Origin of the sequence: Acetanaerobacterium elongatum, assembly GCF_900103835.1 — a bacterium.
GTDB classification, from domain to species: domain Bacteria; phylum Bacillota; class Clostridia; order Oscillospirales; family Ruminococcaceae; genus Acetanaerobacterium; species Acetanaerobacterium elongatum.
Genome location: NZ_FNID01000046.1, coordinates 1 through 18,173, shown reverse-complemented (window position 1 = coordinate 18,173; position 18,173 = coordinate 1). Strand labels below are relative to the sequence as shown.

Annotated in this window: 15 protein-coding genes; 13 read left to right on the top strand and 2 right to left on the bottom strand. The window is 49.1% G+C overall.

Annotated features, from left to right (window positions below; translation table 11 throughout):
• A partial coding sequence (locus BLR50_RS12985; RefSeq protein ID WP_205408699.1) for a transposase occupies positions 1–204 on the top strand: 204 nt, incomplete at its 5' end.
• A 215-nt stretch (positions 205–419) separates the two neighbouring features.
• Here BLR50_RS12985 and BLR50_RS12980 read toward each other — a convergent pair.
• Positions 420–1,358, bottom strand: coding sequence for a CAP domain-containing protein (locus BLR50_RS12980; RefSeq protein ID WP_162840442.1), 939 nt, complete (start codon positions 1,356–1,358; stop codon positions 420–422).
• A 334-nt stretch (positions 1,359–1,692) separates the two neighbouring features.
• Positions 1,693–2,562, bottom strand: coding sequence for a CAP domain-containing protein (locus BLR50_RS12975; RefSeq protein ID WP_092643152.1), 870 nt, complete (start codon positions 2,560–2,562; stop codon positions 1,693–1,695).
• 323 nt (positions 2,563–2,885) lie between these two features.
• Between BLR50_RS12975 and BLR50_RS12970 the strand changes: the two genes are divergently transcribed.
• The 12 genes from BLR50_RS12970 to tnpA form a co-directional block, all read left to right on the top strand.
• Positions 2,886–3,152: a hypothetical protein gene (locus tag BLR50_RS12970; RefSeq protein ID WP_092643149.1), complete on the top strand. Its 267-nt coding sequence runs from the start codon at positions 2,886–2,888 to the stop codon at positions 3,150–3,152.
• Between the two features lie 30 nt (positions 3,153–3,182).
• Positions 3,183–7,958, top strand: a complete 4,776-nt coding sequence (locus BLR50_RS12965; protein WP_092643146.1) for an Ig-like domain-containing protein — start codon at positions 3,183–3,185, stop codon at positions 7,956–7,958.
• A gap of 204 nt (positions 7,959–8,162) precedes the next feature.
• Positions 8,163–8,741, top strand: coding sequence for a nitroreductase family protein (locus BLR50_RS12960; RefSeq protein WP_092643143.1), 579 nt, complete (start codon positions 8,163–8,165; stop codon positions 8,739–8,741).
• 85 nt (positions 8,742–8,826) lie between these two features.
• Positions 8,827–9,456 carry a hydrolase gene (locus tag BLR50_RS12955; protein ID WP_092643162.1) on the top strand — a complete coding sequence of 210 codons (630 nt, stop codon included), beginning with the start codon at positions 8,827–8,829 and terminating at the stop codon, positions 9,454–9,456.
• 194 nt (positions 9,457–9,650) lie between these two features.
• Positions 9,651–10,856 (top strand): argininosuccinate synthase, encoded by a 1,206-nt coding sequence (locus BLR50_RS12950; protein ID WP_092643140.1) that lies wholly within the window; start codon positions 9,651–9,653, stop codon positions 10,854–10,856.
• Between the two features lie 219 nt (positions 10,857–11,075).
• Positions 11,076–12,467 carry an argininosuccinate lyase gene (gene argH, locus BLR50_RS12945; RefSeq protein ID WP_092643137.1) on the top strand — a complete coding sequence of 464 codons (1,392 nt, stop codon included), beginning with the start codon at positions 11,076–11,078 and terminating at the stop codon, positions 12,465–12,467.
• Positions 12,464–13,396 carry an N-acetyl-gamma-glutamyl-phosphate reductase gene (gene argC, locus BLR50_RS12940; RefSeq protein WP_092643134.1) on the top strand — a complete coding sequence of 311 codons (933 nt, stop codon included), beginning with the start codon at positions 12,464–12,466 and terminating at the stop codon, positions 13,394–13,396. The genes argH and argC overlap by 4 nt, the downstream gene beginning before the upstream one ends.
• A 50-nt stretch (positions 13,397–13,446) precedes the next feature.
• Positions 13,447–14,718, top strand: a complete 1,272-nt coding sequence (argJ, locus tag BLR50_RS12935; RefSeq protein WP_092643132.1) for a bifunctional glutamate N-acetyltransferase/amino-acid acetyltransferase ArgJ — start codon at positions 13,447–13,449, stop codon at positions 14,716–14,718.
• Between the two features lie 48 nt (positions 14,719–14,766).
• The gene (argB, locus tag BLR50_RS12930) at positions 14,767–15,624 is read left to right on the top strand and encodes an acetylglutamate kinase (protein WP_092643129.1); all 858 of its coding nucleotides are present in this window, start codon (positions 14,767–14,769) and stop codon (positions 15,622–15,624) included.
• A gap of 32 nt (positions 15,625–15,656) precedes the next feature.
• The gene (locus BLR50_RS12925; RefSeq protein WP_242871767.1) at positions 15,657–16,841 is read left to right on the top strand and encodes an acetylornithine/succinylornithine family transaminase; all 1,185 of its coding nucleotides are present in this window, start codon (positions 15,657–15,659) and stop codon (positions 16,839–16,841) included.
• Positions 16,842–16,867: 26 nt separating this feature from the next.
• Positions 16,868–17,770: an ornithine carbamoyltransferase gene (gene argF / locus BLR50_RS12920; RefSeq protein ID WP_092643126.1), complete on the top strand. Its 903-nt coding sequence runs from the start codon at positions 16,868–16,870 to the stop codon at positions 17,768–17,770.
• 195 nt (positions 17,771–17,965) lie between these two features.
• Positions 17,966–18,173, top strand: a 208-nt coding sequence (gene tnpA / locus BLR50_RS12915; protein ID WP_143008118.1) for an IS200/IS605 family transposase, incomplete at its 3' end; no start/stop codon positions are given.

Here is an 18,173-nt window from a genome sequence, read left to right as displayed (position 1 = left end):
TTTGATAGGCATGCAAATTTGAAGTATAAGTATGGGAACAGGCATTTCTGGTGCAGAGGATATTATGTTGATACAGTAGGAAGAAATGCAAAAGTAATTGAAGAATATATCAAAAACCAATTACAAGAAGACATAGCTTCAGATCAAATATCATTCAAAGAATACATAGACCCGTTCACGGGTAGCAAGGAAACAAAGGCATGAAAAACGAACAGCCGCTTTAGCGGCTGCCCGTAATAGTAATGCGGTTGGCGGAACCATTCAGTGCGTCTTGAGACGCTGTGCCAGTAATATGCCCTTTTAGGGCTGGTGCATACCACCAGTTTAACTGGTGGTTTTGATTTAAGATGAGAGTTAAATAAATGTTGGGATAATACAAGAAAGAACGATTAGAATTATGTTGAAATAAGTATCATAGGTTAATTAAATGTACCGAATTCCTGCACCGCATACAGGGTTTTACCCTGACCGGTGACTGTTCCGTAGAATACGCCGATGCCCACATGGGTGTATTCCGGAGTAACCATGTTGGCGTAATGGCCTGGGCTGTTGATCCACAGGTTCATAATGGCGGTTGCGTCGGGGGAGGAGCCAATCATCTTCACAAGGTTTTCACCTAGGCGAGAGTAGCCTGTCAGCTTGATATCCACCTTGAAAACGGTATCCCAGCTGGCGCCGTCGGGGCGGGAGTGGGCAAAGTAGTTATAATCGTACATCTCTTTGGCGCGGATTCTGGCACCTGCGGCGAGTGCCGAGCTTTTTTTCAGCGGGTTTAAGCCCTTGCTCTGGCGTAAGCTGTTGAGCTGAGAAAGTATATCATCCTCTACTGCCGCAAGGAAGCTGGTGTCCGAGGATTTTGACGGGTCGTCGCTGATGCGGGGACCATAGCCGGAGGTATCAGAAGAAGGGGTACTGCTCACAGGTTCAGAACTGGATGCAGCCTTTGAACTGGAAGGCTTAGAGCTGGCAGCTGCAGAACTTACTCCCTTTGAACTGGCAGCCCGAGAGCTTGTGGCTTTCGAGGACACAACAGAAGAGGTATAGTCCTTTTTGGGGGAGGTTATACCCGAGGAAACAGGGGTTTCTGCCTTAGAGGTTGCGGGTTTTACTAAATTTGAAGAGGGCTGAGCGGTGTCGGAGGAGGGGGTCTCCTGTGAAGAAGGCATCGAGCCGTCAGGCTCGGACTGAATGCTGCTGTCAGCCTGCTGACTAACAACCGCGTCCTCGGAGGATGTGCTTTCAACAGAGGAGTTACTCAAAGATGACTTAACTTCTGCACCTTCGGCACAGGAAAACAGTAAAAGCGAGGTCGCAGCCATCAGACAGGCAATGACAGCGAAGCGTTTTGTAAAACGCAATGGTATCATCCTTTCTGTTTTTAACTACTCCATTTCGGTAGTAGCATTATGGTGCGGCGAGCTCCTTTTGTCGCGTTGCGGAGAGCGCCGATGGAATTATGTTAACCCCATTCTAACACACGGGGTCTGAAACCTCAAAAACAAAAGCTTACCATCCATATCATACATCGCTATACTTCCGTATTTATGAACGAAAACAGGCGAAGAGTACACATTACAGTTATATTAAGGATATATAAAAAGAAAATACCAATAGCACTGATGCATAATACCTAAAAAACAGGACGGAGAGAAACAGATTCTTTCCGTCCGCTTGTTATCCAATGGATAAATGTCAGTTGAAGGTTCCGAATTCCTGCACGGCGTAAAGCAGCTGCCTGCCGTCTTCAAACTCGCCGTAAAACACAGCGATGCCCACATGCGTATAGTCTGCCCGCACCATATTGGCATAATGGGTTGGGCTGTTCAGCCACATCTCCATGATGGCACTGGCATCAGGGTAAATATCCTCATATTCTACAAGATTTTCGCCGATATATTCGCAGTCGGAAAGCGGAACATCAGTATAAAAGAGCGTCTCCCAACTGCTGCCGTCTGGGCGTGTATGGGCGAAGTACTGATAGTCAAACATCTCTTTCGCGCGGATTTTAGCGCCCTTTGTAAGCGAAGAGCTTTTAGTAAGCGGGTTTAGGCCCTGACTGGTGCGCAGATCGTTGAGCTGGTTGAGTATCTCGTCCGCAACATCGCTGTAAAATGAAGAAGAAGGCACCCTGCTTGTATCGTCGCTTAAACGGGGGCCATAATCCTGCGCAGAACCCACAGGCTTTAAGGAGGAAGCGCTTTCGCTGCTGAAAGAGGGGGGCTCAAGGCTCTCCGCCCGCGGCTTGGAGGAAACGGCCTTGCCGGAAGCCTTGGAGGATGCCGCCTGTGACGAAACCACCTTAGAAGAGGCGGCAGATGATACCGAGGATGCCTGCGACGATACAGCTACCTTTTGATGCTCGCTGTTTTTTGCAGCGGAAGCCCCCGGGCTTATTGTCGATGACGAAGCTTTCGAGGCTGCTATAGCCGATGAGCTTTCGCTGGATACCGCAGCTACCGATGCGGTTACATCCTGTGTGTTCCGCTGAGTACAGGAAGACAGCGTTATACAAGCTGCCACAAGCAGCAAAGTAATCGTACTATATTGAAAAGGGTGCTTCATATATTGTAGTCCTTTCTATTTAACCTAGAATAACCTAAGAACGTCATTTTGAAATTACCGGTATTATTAATTTCGTATGAATCTTTCTTTATTTTAATATAACTAAATGAAATTACAATTCTTTTGGAGTTTTTTAAACTTTCTTTATGGTTTATTTTTGTTGACACTGGTGGTAGAATATGATAAGTTTAATTACATATATTGGGGTGGTATAAATGAATCGTCTGTTAACACGAATATATGCACTGCTAGTAATATGTGTCTTTATTTTTACTTCTTGCTATATTACTGAGCACAATTTGGAAAGTGAAAAGGATGGTAACATGGAAAGCAGTGCAGAAAAGAATATCACCAGTACGAACCCGGCCGGTAGCGAAGCTTATGTTGCAGGTGAGTTGCTCTGTCTTACTCAAACCAAACAGCAAGCCGACGAGATTGCACAACTTTATAATATTACATTGAAGAGCTTTGATAATGGTATAGCAGTGTTTACAACCGAAGAAGATTTGCAGACCGTTATTGATAGGGGAAAGAAGAACGGATGGGTGGAGCTATACAAAAATATGGTATATCATGCGCTTTCTGAATGAATGCGTTAAATATTTTTTGGAGGAGAAAAAATGAGAAAAAGTGCATTTTCGAGAATTCTGGCATTGATAACAGCCACCGTGGTTATCTTTTCACAGGGGATGTTATTAACAACATTTGCCCAAGATACTGCAGGCGGAAGTGGTTTTTCACAAGCCCGTACAGCAGGCGAGAGTAACCTGCCTGACGTTGGTACCAGTGGAACACCCGGAGAAAGCAATCAGCCAGCCATTGGTGATAGTGATAAGCCCTCAACAGGCGAAAGCGAAGCTCCTCCAGCGGGTGAAAGCGGTGTACCGTCTGTGGGGAGCAGCGATACAACCGGGCTTTATCCTTTTAAGGGTATGCCCAAGGGTTTTACCCTTTCGGCAGAGCAGCTTACAGAGAAGCGTGAGATGAGTTTAAACGGTACCCTCAGCAACTTTGATATTATGAAGCAGGGGAAGGACTATGTATCCGGAGAGATTATATTCCTAACCGATTCTGAGGATTATGCCAAAAAGGTTGCCGAAGCATATAATGGCAAGCTTTCATCTTTCAGGGAAGGTGTTGCGGTGGTAACACTTTCGGAAGGTATTACCACCTATCAGGCGGTTTGTGCCGCAGCGAACGAAAAAACGTTACTGCCGCCTGTTTATCCGAACCTTATTTATCAGCTTGACCCAAGAGAGAATGAGCAACAGCTTCCTTTAGACGATTCAAAATTCAGCATTAACGCTATGGGAGAAAAGGCTCCCCAGCTGCCTACATGGGCAGACCGCCCCAACGATCCCTTTCTGCAAACACCCAACGATGGCAGTGCTGCACAGCACTTTCAGTGGATGCACGAGGTTGTGGGTACATACGGCGCTTGGGGAACAACAAAAGGCGAAGGCGTTACCGTAGCCGTCGTTGATTCCGGTGTTCTTACTACACATGAGGAATTTGCAGGCAGAATACTATCGCAGATAGATTTCGCTGGTGGATCTACCTCACTGAACCAGCATGGTACCCATGTAGCGGGTATTGTAGCAGCAGCTGCGGGTAACGGCAGGGGCGGAGCAGGTATTGCACCGGCATCTACAATATTACCGGTAAGAGTACTGAATACACAGGGCACCGGCACCTCTGCCAATATATTGGCAGGTGTAAATTATGCTAAATCAAATGGTGCCGCTGTTATCAATATGAGCCTCGGCGGATATTTTTACAGCAAACTTGAAGAAGATACATATAAAGCAGTCTATGATGCCGGTATTCCGATTATTGTTGCGGCCGGTAATGATGGTTCCAACGTTAAGTGCTACCCCGCAGGCTATTCGAGTGTTATTACGGTAGCGGCTACCGATCAGGCCGGCAGGCGTGCAAACTTTTCCAACTGGGGATCTTGGATTTCTGTAGCTGCGCCGGGGTATGACATCTGGTCTACCGGTATCGCTTCAAACAGTTCGTATATATCTTTGAATGGTACATCAATGGCCACCCCGGTAGTTACGGGTGTTGCAGCTCTTTATCTCAGCCAATTCCCTGGTGCCGGCGCGCGTGATGTAAACAAAGACGGAGCCGTGAATGCCAAGGATGTCGAGGCGCTGCGCGCTGTTTTAAAGAAAAATGTAACCCCTGCGGCCTCTTCTCAGATAGGAACCGGCGTAATCAACGCTCAGACTATGTTTAATGTAGCGTCACCCCTGCCAATCTTTACGGTAAAAGCTTCCGATACCGGCGATATTATCACCGATACTAAAAATCCCGTACCAGCCGGTTCTAAGGTGGAGATTAGCGGAGAAGATTTTATCGTCTATACCACCGATAACACCAACCCCTCGGTAGCAAACGGTATTGTTACCAACGGAAAGGTTTATAAAGATGCGATAATTCTTCCAGAAGGCAAAACAACCATAAAAGCATTATCTGTAAACGGCTATGGAAATGTGGGTAAGGTAGTGGCAGTAACCTACTCAACCTACAAGCTTGAAATACCGGTTACCGCTGTTAATGAGATTACTGGCGCAGATTTCATCTATGCGGGTAAAAGCGCACAGTATACAGCCGGTATTCAGCCGCAAAACGCTACCAACAGCAAGGTAATATGGAGCATTACCGACGGTTTACAAAAGGCTACTATGTTAAACGGTAAGCTCACAATTAAGGCAAACCAAACCGGAAGTGTAACTATCCGTGCAACCTCCGTATCCAACCCAAGTAAATTCAAGGAGAAGACCATTCAGATTTCCTCGGTGGCGGTATCAAAGGTTACTCTTTCTGCGGCAACTACAACGTTGGTTCAGGGGGTAACCAACACCGTAGCGCTTTCAACTGGGGTTTTTGATGCAAAGAATAACCCGATGCTTCTGGAATCGGTTTCTCTGGCTTATACCTCTTCCAATCCCTCTGTTGCCACAGTAAGCAATACCGGGGTTGTTACAGCACAGGGCAGCGGAACAGCAAAGATTACCTGTACCGCGCTGGATGGCAACGGTAAGTCCGCCGCTGTAAACATCACCGTAAAGGTGCCTGTAACCGGAATAGAGAACATCGGAACCACCTGCGTGGCTGCCGGAAAATCTGTGCAGCTTGCTGTTTTAGTGTCTCCGGCAGGCGCCACCAATAAAAAGGTTGTTTACAGCCTTGACTCTACATACAAAAGCATTGCAACCGTTACTTCAACAGGTTTGCTTAAGGCAATGCCAAATGCCTCTGGAAAAATTGTAGTGAACGTAAAGGCTGCTGATGAATCCAAATTCGAAAAGAACTTTGAAATACAAGTAACCACTGCCGCAGTTACCTCTGTAACGCTGGATAAGCCAAAGCTGACATTATTCTCAAAGGAAGTGGCTTCAGGAACCATCCCAACATCAGATAAACTCACAGCAACTGCGACTCCTGCTAACATGGTTTTATGGTCTTCGTCGAATGCAAAGGTGGCAACCGTTGACCAAAATGGAAATGTAACGGCAGTTGCCAAGGGAACCGCGGTAATCACAGCACTAGCTTCAGATGGAAGCGGCAAAAAAGCTACATCTAGCGTAACGGTGGTAAACCCTGTTGAGACCGTAACGGTTACAACCACTCAAAGCGGTATTGTTGCAGGTAAAACCCTGCAGCTTGCGGCAAAATGTTCCCCCGCAACGGCAGCCAATAAGGTGGAATGGAGCATAGTGTCCGGCGGCGATTTGGCAACAAGCCTTACAACCGCAGGTAAGCTGACTGTTAAGCCTGGTGCATCGGGTACTATTGTATTGCGTGCAAAGGCAACAGATGGTTCAAACTGCTCTGCAGATTACAGTATATTAGTATATCAAAACACCATAACCAATGTTTCGGTTACTACCGAGAACAATTACCTTACGATGTTTACATCAGCGGTAGAGGGTGCAATCTATTCAACCTCTCTAAAGGCAACAGCTTCTGCAACATCAAAGGACGGTACTGGCTGTTGCGATAAATTTGTATGGTCATCAGGTAATTCAAAGGTTGTAGCCGTTGATCCAACTGGCTTGCTTACCGCCAAGGGCGTGGGTACCGCGGTTATTACCGCAACGGCGCAGGATGGCAGCGGCAAAAAGGGTTCAATCACAATGAAGGTGCTGCAGCCGGTAGAGGGGCTTACGATTTCCGGAAGTGATAACATCCCTGCTGGGAAGAGCTTGAAATACACAGCGGTGTTTACTCCGGCAAAAGCCTCTGTTAAAACGGTGGATTGGTCCATTATTAGCGATACAGGGAATAAGGCAACTATTAAACCGGATGGTACGCTCTCCGTGGCCTCCGGTATAACAACTGATACGATTAAAATTATGGCGAAGACCAAGGACGGGTCAAATTTAACGGTAATAAAAAGTATCTCCGTTAAGCAAAGCCCGATTACCACAATTAAGCTGGACACAGACGACAGTAAGGCTGTTTTTACAAAAAACGGCACATTGTCAAAGGTTACGTTATTTACTGTCAATCTTCCCAATAGTCAGTACGATTTCTACAACACGAATATAGAAACAGCGCTGCAGCTAACGGCGACTGCAAACTATCCCGAGGCGCCGCTAACCTTCACCTCATCCAATACGAAGGTGGCAACGGTTAGTGACAAAGGCTTGATTACAGCAGTTAGTGCGGGTAATGTGGTAATCACCTGTTCCGCCGCGGATGGCGGTGCTGCTAAGGCAACCGTACCCGTTACGGTTATCATCCCGGCATCCTATATTAAAATTAACTCCAAAACGGAGCTTACCACTTGTGCGCAACCGTATGTTGCGAAGGGAACCAGTCGCCAGTTCACCGCCAAAATGGGGGCTACCTATGGTAAGCCCAGCAGTTCAGCGGTAACGTGGGATTTTAAGGCCGGAACCTTTACCAACAACACATTTACTGAAGATACTGCTAAAACGAACGAGTTAAAAGGCAATGGCTATGTAAAAATCTCTTCAGGCGGTTTGCTTTCAACCTCTAAGAAAATAATCGGTGCTCAATACATTATAGTAACAGCCAAAGCCACGGATTATAGCGGTGCTTATTCCCAAATTGTAGTATGCATCTGCCCGCCAACAAGCTACTTGTTTTCTGAAGCTAAGGGGTATACTGGTGCTGTAACAGGAAAAAAATATACAATAATAGTGTATACTAATAACTTTGCAGACGACTATACCGTTACAAGCAGCAACCCGGATATTGTGTCCTATTTGGGCCATGAGTTTTCTGATAATAGCAATACTAAAGGATACTATACGTACTTTTATTTTGCTACCCCTAAAAAAACAGGTACAGCAACCATCAAAATTACTGCAAACGATGGTACGAATAAGAGTACCTCCTTTACGGTAAAGGTGAGTTAAAGCTTTCTGATAAGCCTGTTTGTTAAAGGTGCCTTTAATCTGTCTTTTACGGCAGGTTGAAGGCACCTTTTTCTATAGCTCTTATTACAAAAATTTTCACTGGATATTTCCTTGTACTGTAATTATGCTATAATGATATTCATAAACCAGTTTTGCTAAGTTGTGTTGCAGCTTGTATGCAGCCAAGGGGGGAAGGAACAAAAAATGCTGAAGGATTTGGTGCTTCATAACCGGAGCTATCGCTGCTACGATTCATCGGTAAAAATAAGCAACGAGCTGCTGTTTGAACTAATCTCGCTTGCACGCCTTACCGCCTCTACCGGAAACGTGCAGCCGCTGAAGTATTTTATCAGTGCGTCTGAAGAGACCAACAGCCTCATCTTCCCCTTGCTGCGGTGGGCCAAGCCCGCAGCATCGCCGCTTGATACCGACGAAAACGCGCGCCCTGCCGCATATATCTGTATGTTTGTAGATACTAACCTTGTACCCGCCCTGCACAGCTCCTATATCGACGCGGGGCTTGCCGCGCAAACCATCCTGTTGGGCGCCTCTGAACAAGGGCTCGGCGGCTGCATTATTACGAATTTTGATAAGGTTCGGTTAAAACGCGAGCTGATGGTAACCATCGGCGCCTATGAGCCGCTGATGGTGATTGCACTGGGAAGCCCCAACGAGGATATTGTATTGGAGGAAACGGGCTACGAAACCAAATGCTATTACGACGGCGATGGTGTTCGGCATGTGCCCAAGCGCCAGCTGATGGATATTATCATCGGCATGTAAAGCATAAGAAAACAGCATATTGAGAGAGGATGTGTCGGACTTGTCTGCCTTTGTACCCGAGATTCAGGGGAACCTGCGCAAATTCATGCTAAAGGTACCCGAGGAGATTCAGCGAGCCAGCGGGATTAAAATATTCGGCAAACGTATACGCTCCATTGTGTTTACCACCGATATCTGCATTATCCGAAACGTGAATGCCGACGCAGTGATTGCCGTTTACCCGTTTACGCCCCAGCCTATTATCACACAGGCTATCATGCTTTCCGCCGATATCCCCGTTTTCTGCGGCGTAGGCGGCGGGCTGACACAGGGCAAACGTGTCATCAATCTGGCGCTGCACGCAGAGTTTCAGGGGGCTATCGGAGTGGTGCTCAATGCGCCCACCACCAATAAGTCGGTGAAAAATGTGTTTGAAACCATCGATATCCCGATCGTGATTACCGTCGTTTCCGAAAACGATGATATCCGTGCACGCTTAGAAGCCGGCGCAGCCATACTAAACGTATCCGCCGCTGCGAAAACCCCGCAGTTGGTGGCAAAGATACGCAAGGACTTCCCGCTGGTGCCCATTATCGCCACCGGTGGCCCCACCGCCGAGAGCATCAACGCAACCATCGACGCAGGCGCCAACGCCATTACCTGGACACCGCCCACCAGCGCCGAAATCTTCACTGCGGTAATGAACGAATACCGCGCCGGTAAGCCGCACCCGTGATTTTCGTCAATTCACACAGACTGCAGGCTTAATATTTATAAAAATTGTGTCATGCGACAATAATGTATATTTATGCACAAAACCCTTGTATTTAACGTAAGTTGATGTATAATTATGAATATCACCTCATTACTTTTGCTGTAAGAACTCATTAGAAGCTTAGTATATTAAAACATAAAGCGAGGTTATTGTTTATGAAGAAGTTTAATAAGGTAGTGCTCGCATACTCCGGCGGGCTGGATACCTCCATCATCATTCCGTGGCTGAAAGAGAACTATGGCTGTGAGGTTATTGCCGTAGCCGCCGATGTAGGGCAGGGCGCGGAGCTCAACGGTTTAAACGAAAAGGCCCTTAAAACCGGCGCAAGCAAGCTGTATATCGAGGATTTAACCGAGGAATTCGTAAACGAATATATCTTTGAAACCCTCAAGGCGGGTGCAGTATACGAGAACAAATACCTTCTTGGCACCTCGTTTGCCCGCCCCATCATCGCCAAGCGTATTGTAGAGATTGCCTTAAAGGAGGGTGCCGACGCTATCGCGCACGGCTGCACCGGAAAGGGTAACGATCAGGTTCGTTTTGAGCTCGCCATCAAGGCGTTTGCCCCCAATATGCCTATCATCGCCCCGTGGCGTACCTGGGAGCTTAAGAGCCGCGACGATGAAATCGACTACGCCGAGGCACGCAATATCCCCATTTCCATCACCCGTGAAACCAACTACTCTAAAGATAAGAATATCTGGCACCTCTCGCACGAGGGCTTAGACCTTGAAGACCCGGCCAACGAACCGAACTACGATAAGATTCTTGAGCTCGGCGTTTCCCCCGAAAAGGCACCCGACGCTCCCACCTATGTTACCATCGGGTTTGAAAAGGGCGCTCCTGTTTCGGTAAACGGCGAGAAGCTCAGTGGTGTGGAGATTATTAAAAAGCTCAATAAGCTGGGCGGCGAAAACGGCATCGGTATTGTGGATATGGTGGAAAACCGCCTTGTGGGCATGAAGTCCCGCGGCGTGTACGAAACCCCCGGCGGAACCATCCTGTATCACGCGCATGAGGTGCTCGAGAGCATCTGCCTTGACAGGGATACGCAGCACTACAAGCAGCAGGTTGCCATCAAGTTTTCCGAGCTGGTTTACTACGGCCAGTGGTACACCCCGCTTCGCGAGGCACTCAGCGCGTTTGTAAACCAAACACAGGCCACTGTAACCGGCGAGGTAAAGCTAAAGCTCTATAAGGGCAACATCATCAATGCGGGTGTTACCAGCCCCTATACCCTCTACAGTGAGGATATCGCCACCTTCGGCGCGGATGAGGTATACAATCAGGCCGATTCGGCAGGCTTTATCAACCTGTTCGGTCTGCCCATCAAGGTAAAGGCGATTACCGAGGGCAAGTAGTTTTGGTTTTGGAAACTCAACAGGCACTTTTTGCAGAATGCGCGGCGTAAATAATACGAATCACTCATTAAAACCTTTCTGAATAAATCGAGGAAAAAACCATAAATTCAAGCTTTTTGCTCGATTATTTATTTCGTATGGTTTTCATAATCGTGATAAGTATAAGCGCGCATTCTGCATTATCAATTTAGAGCTTGAACTAGAAAGGACATTTGCCTTATGAAGCTTTGGGCGGGGCGGTTTTCCAAAGAGGTAGACGCCGGTGTGAACGATTTTAACTCATCAATATCCTTCGACCAGCGTATGGTTCGGCAGGATATCCTCGGCAGCATGGCGCATGCCGCAATGCTGGGGAGTACCGGAATCATTGAAAAGGCCGAGGCCGATAAAATCTGTGACGGCCTTCAAAAGCTCTTAGAGGATATCGGGAGCGGGAAGCTTGCCATTGACGGCACAGCGGAGGATATCCACACCTTTATAGAGGCCGAGCTGACCAAGCTGATTGGCGACGCGGGTAAACGCCTGCACACCGCGCGCAGCCGCAACGATCAGGTTGCGCTGGACGTAAGGATGTATTTAAAGGACGAGATTACCGAGATTACCGCTCTGGTTGAAAAGCTTATTAAGGCGCTGCTGGCTCAGGCTATCCAGCATACCGAAACGGTAATGTGCGGCTATACGCATCTGCAAAGGGCGCAGCCCATCACCTTCGCCCACCACCTGATGGCTTATGTGCAGATGCTGCTGCGCGACCTCACCCGCCTGCAGAACGCCTATAAGAGCACGAACGTCCTCCCTCTGGGCAGCGGCGCACTGGCAGGCACCACCTACCCGCTTAACAGGGCATTGGTTGCAGAGCGCTTAGGCTTTGATGATATCAGCCATAACTCGCTGGACGGTGTTTCCGACCGCGATTTTGTGGTAGAGCTGGCAAGCGCAATTTCGATTATCATGATGCACCTTTCGCGCTTTAGCGAGGAAATTATACTCTGGTGCTCGTGGGAGTTTAAATACATCGAGCTGGACGACGCCTTTGCCACCGGTTCAAGCATTATGCCGCAAAAGAAGAACCCCGATATCGCCGAGCTGGTTCGCGGTAAAACCGGGCGCGTTTATGGTGACTTGATGACACTGCTTGCGATGATGAAATCTCTGCCGCTTGCGTACAATAAGGATATGCAGGAGGATAAGGAGGCCATCTTTGACGCATGCGATACCGTAAAGCTTTGCCTGAAGACCTTCACCCCCATGATTGAGACTATGACGGTGCTAAAAGAGAATATGCGCGCGGCGGCGGCGAAGGGCTTCATCAACGCCACTGATTGCGCCGATTACCTTACCAAGAAGGGTATGCCGTTCCGCGACGCCTACAAGGCCGTGGGCTCTCTGGTAGCCTATTGCATCCAGAGCGGTAAAACCCTTGAAACGCTCACCCTTGAGGAGTACAAGGCAATCAGCGGCACATTTGAGGCGGATGTTTACGAGGCGGTTTCACTCGAAACCTGCGTAAAAGGCCGCGCTGTACCGGGCGGCCCCGCACCGGAGCAGGTAAAGGCAGAGATTGAACGCGCAAAGGAAATATTGAAGCAATTCGAGGGATCAACGAAATGAAGAAGGTTTTTATAGACGGAAAAGAGGGCACCACCGGCCTGAAGATCTTTGAACGGTTTGAGGGCCGCAACGACCTTGAGATACTTACCATCGCCGAGGAGAAGCGCAAAGATGTCTCTGAGCGCAAACGGCTCATTAATGAGGCCGATGTGGTGTTCCTATGCCTGCCCGACGAGGCGGCACGGGAATCGGTATCGCTGGTGGAAAATGAAAAAACCATTGTAATAGACGCCAGCACCGCCCACCGCACCTTGGATAACTGGGCGTACGGCCTGCCCGAGCTTTCACCCAAGCACCGTGAAGCGGTTTGCACCGGTAGGCGCATCTCAGTACCCGGCTGCTATGCCACCGGTTTTATTACGATAGCAACACCCCTGGTTGCACTCGGCATCCTGCCAAAGGATTATCCGGTAACCGCTTATGGCATCTCGGGCTACAGCGGCGGCGGCAAAAAGCTGATTGCCGAGTATGAAGCTACTAACCGGGCCGAGAAATACGATAGTCCGCGAATTTATGCGCTGTCGCTTTCGCATAAGCATATACCTGAAATGCATAAACATTCAGGATTAACCTATAAACCGCTCCTTAACCCGATCGTGTGCGATTATTACAACGGCATGGCGGTGAGTATGCCGCTTTGCACCCGCCTGCTGAATAAGAAGCTTTCCCCCAGCGAGCTTGCTCAGCAGTATGCGGAATACTATGCAGGGCAGCAGTTTATCTCGGTTCTGCCTTATGATGAGGTGGCAGAGGGTGTGCTCTACACCAACACGCTGGCAGGCACAAACCGCTTGGAGATTATCGTGTGCGGCAACGATGAACAGCTGACGGTTATCTCACGGTTTGATAACCTTGGTAAGGGTGCATCAGGTGCTGCGGTACAATGTATGAACCTTGCATTGGGTGTAGATGAGGCCACAGGGCTATAATATACAATCTATTTTCTTTGAATAAGTATCTGGTGGAGGCGCTAATCAACATGGATTCAATTACAATAATCGAAGGCGGCGTTACCGCTCCGAAGGGTTTTTTGGCAAACGGGGTTAGCTGCGGAATCAAGCATTGCATGAAAACCGGCGAGGTCCTGCTCAGCGATTCCAGTGGAGAGGGCGTTCCTACAAAAAGGGATGTAGCCGTTATCTTCAGCATGCAGCCCTGTACGGCAGCGGCGGTATATACGCAGAATAAGGTAAAGGGTGCTCCCATTGCCGTAACCAAGCGCCATCTGGCCGACGGAAAGGCGAGGGCGGTAATCGCAAACAGCGGCAACGCCAACACCTGCAATGCCGACGGGGAACAGAAGGCGCTGCAGATGTGCACCATGCTTGCGCGCGAGCTGAATATCAGCGCCGACGAGGTGATTGTGGCTTCCACCGGTGTCATCGGGCAGACCTTACCCATCGAGCCGATTCAGGCGGGTATCGATATGCTGGTTTCCGGCCTTTCGCAGAGCGGCGGCACCTATGCGGCCGAGGCGATTATGACCACCGATACCTTTAAAAAAGAAGTGGCTGTAACCTTTGAAATTGGCGGGGTGCCCTGTGTAATCGGCGGTATGAGCAAGGGCTCGGGGATGATTCACCCCAACATGGCTACCTTGCTGGCCTTTATCACCACCGACGCAAATATTAATGCCTCCCTGCTGCAGCAGGCGCTTTCTGATAGTGTAAAGCTCAGCTACAACATGATTAGTGTGGATGGCGATACCTCCACCAACGATATGGCGTGCATCCTTGCAAACGGTGCCGCCAACAACCCCAAGATTACCGAGAAGGGCGAGGATTATAACACCTTCTGTAAAGCACTCAACGAGGTGAATATCCGCCTTGCCCGCCTGATGGCAAAGGACGGTGAAGGTGCCACAAAGCTGCTGGAATGCCGCGTTTCTGGCGCCCCGAATGAGGATACCGCTAAGAAGGTTGCAAAAAGCGTGGTGTGCTCCAGCCTTTTCAAGGCGGCCATGTTTGGGCAGGACGCCAACTGGGGGCGTATCTTGTGTGCCATCGGCTACACCGACGCACAGTTTAACATTGACAAAACTGAGGTTAGCCTTGCAAGTTCTGTGGGAACTATCAAGGTTTGCGAAAGCGGTGCGGGGGTTGCATTCTCAGAAGAGGAAGCCAAGGGGCTGCTTGCCGAGGATGAGATTATCATTGAGATAAACCTGCACGACGGCAAGGCGAGCGCCACCGCTTGGGGCTGCGATCTGACGTATGATTATGTGAAGATTAACGGGGATTATCGTACCTGACAGATAGTTTATCAGTTTATAGGTAAGATGAAAGGGCTGGGAAGAAGCATGAAGATTTCCAACAGCGATAAGGCGCATGTGCTTATCGAGGCGCTGCCCTATCTGCAGAAGTATTACAATAAGGTTATCGTTATCAAATACGGCGGCAACGCTATGGTAAACGACGAGCTCAAGCAGGCCGTAATGAGCGACCTCGTGCTGCTTTCGCTGGTTGGCGTAAAGGTGGTGCTGGTTCACGGCGGCGGCCCCGAGATTACCGATATGCTCGGCAAGATTGGAAAGGAATCCCGCTTTGTGGGCGGCCTGCGTTATACCGATGCTGAAACCGCCGAGATTGTGCAGATGGTGCTGGCCGGCAAGATCAGCAAGGATCTTGTAGGCCTGCTTACCAGCCATAAGGGCAAGGCGATGGGGCTGTGCGGCATTGACGGCAACATGATTACCGCAAAGAAGATCAACTCTAAAGATGATCTGGGCTTTGTGGGTGAGATTGATAGCATCGATGTAAAGCCGATCTTCGATACCTTGAATAACGGATATATCCCCGTAATAGCCACCGTAGCCTGCGATAGCTACGGGCAGGTGTATAATATCAACGCCGATACCGCAGCCGCCCGTATCGCCGCCGCGGTAGGCGCCGAAAACCTGATTCTGATGACCGATATCCGCGGCCTTCTGCGTGATAAGAACGACGAGGAATCACTTATCCCTGTGGTAAATGTCAGCGAGGTGCCGCACCTTATCAAGCAGGGCATCATCTCGGGCGGCATGATTCCGAAGATTGAATGCTGTGTGGAGGCGGTTCGACGAGGTGTGCATAAAACCTTTATCATCGACGGGCGCATCCCTCATTCCATTCTGATTGAGATGTTCTCCAACGAGGGCATCGGAACCATGTTCATTTAATTAAGGGTACTACATAACAGGGGGGGATTACTTTGACGAAAAAACAGGTACAGGAAAGCTACAATAACTACGTTATGAACACCTACAAGCGCAACGATGTTGCAATTAAAAGCGGCAAGGCATCGCGTGCGCAGGGTGTTGATGGTGAGGGGTATATCGATTTTACCAGCGGCATCGGCGTAAACGCGCTCGGCTTCTGTGATGAGGAATGGGCAAACGCCATTGCCGAACAGGCAAAACTACTCAATCACACCTCCAATCTTTACTATATTGAGCCGTGCGCACAGCTGGCCGAAGGGCTGAGCAAGGTTACGGGTTTAGGCAAAACCTTCTTTTGCAACTCAGGTGCCGAGGCAAACGAGGGCGCTATCAAGGTAGCCCGCAAGCGCAGTTTTGATAAATACGGTAAAGGCAGAGGCCGTATCATCACCCTGCAAAACTCCTTCCACGGCCGTACCATCACCACCTTAGCCGCCACCGGGCAGGAGGTGTTCCACAACTACTTCTTCCCGTTTACCGAGGGCTTCTCCTTCGCCGAGGCGAACAATATCGAGAGCATGAAGTCACTGCTTGGCGACGATGTATGCGGTGTGCTGATAGAGCTTGTACAGGGAGAGGGCGGGGTGGTACCGCTAAACAAGGATTATGTTCAGGCGGTAAAAGCACTCTGCCGCGAACACGACCTTGCATTTATGATTGACGAGGTGCAGACGGGTATCGGGCGTACGGGTAGTTTTTTTGCCTACGAGCAGTTTGATGTAAAGCCCGATGTCGTAACCTTTGCCAAGGGCATTGGCGGTGGGTTGCCGCTGGGCGGTTTTATTGCCAACGAGGAGTATTCCAACGTTCTCGGCCCCAGTGACCATGGCACGACCTTTGGCGCAAACCCCATTGTTTGCGCGGGCGCGGTAGTTGTTTTAAACCGCGTTGCCAAACAGGAGTTTCTTACCGAGGTAAAGCACAAGGGAGAATATATCAAAGAGAGGCTGCTTAAGCTGCCGCATGTAAAAAGCGTTTCCGGTCTTGGGATGATGATCGGCATTGAGCTTGGCTGCAAGGCCACCGCCGCCGAACTTTCTCAAAAGTGCCATGAAAACGGGCTGATGATTCTAACCGCAAAGGCCAAGCTGCGGATGCTTCCGCCGCTTACCATCAGCTATGCAGAGATTGATGAAGGACTGAAGATATTAGAAGCCGTGCTGACGAATGCACAATAATAAGTATGACAAAGGAGTTGTTGAGAATGAATCACCTGCTGAAGATGGCCGACCTTTCCGGCGATGAGATTATTGAGCTTTTAAACCTTGCCGACCAGCTGAAGTATGAGCAGAAGCACGGCATTAAGCACCCCCACCTTGAGGGTAAAACCCTTGGCATGATCTTTCAGAAGGCATCTACCAGAACGCGGGTGTCGTTTGAGGTGGGCATGTACCAGCTTGGCGGTCAGGCGCTGTTTTTGAGCGGCAACGACCTGCAGATCGGCCGCGGCGAGCCGGTGGAGGATACCGCCCGCGTGCTTTCACGTTACCTTGACGGTATTATGATACGCACCTTCAAGCAGCAGGAGGTCGAAGACCTCGCAAACTACGGCTCCATTCCCATCATCAACGGGCTTACCGATTACGCGCACCCCTGCCAGGTGCTGGCAGACTTAATGACCATCCGTGAGTTCAAGGGTGTACTCAAGGGCTTAAAGATGTGCTATATCGGCGACGGCAACAACATGGCAAATTCGCTGATTGTGGGCGGGTTAAAGTGCGGCATGCATGTTTCGGTTGCCACCCCTAAGGGCTATGAGCCTGCCGTTACGGTAATAGACTTCGCCAAGCAGTTTGATTGCTTTACTTTAACCAATAGTATCACCGAGGCTGTGAAGGATGCCGACGTAGTAATTACCGATGTTTGGACCTCAATGGGGCAGGAGCACGAAGCCGCCAAGCGCAGGCAGGACTTCAAGGGCTTTATTATCGATCAGAGTCTGCTTAAGCACGCGAAGCCGGATGCTATTGTGCAGCACTGCCTCCCTGCGCATAAGGGCGAGGAGATTGCCGCCGATGTGTTTGAAGCCCATGCCGCCGAAATCTTTGAGGAAGCCGAAAACCGTATGCACGCACAGAAGGCCGTACTTGTAAAGCTGATGGGTTAAAACCGGATACAAAATATTACCCCGCATACATTCAAGAGTAACAGTGAATGTATGCGGGGTTTTCATTGTAGCTTCAGCGCAAAAAACCACCAGCTCTGCTGGTGGAATTAGAACGCTTATAGCGAAAAGAGGTCCTCCAGTGATAGAATGATGAAGGTTCACCAACCGCATCAAAAAACAAAGGAGGACATGTCAATGGATGACATAAATAGTTTAACACATTCGAAATGGAGATGTAAATATCATATAGTATTTGCACCGAAGTATAGACGACAAGAAATATATGGACAAATCAAGGTGGATATAGGGCAGATACTTAGGAAATTATGCGAACAAAAAGGGGTGGAAATAATAGAGGCACAGGCATGCCGCGACCATATACACATGATGGTAAGCATACCAC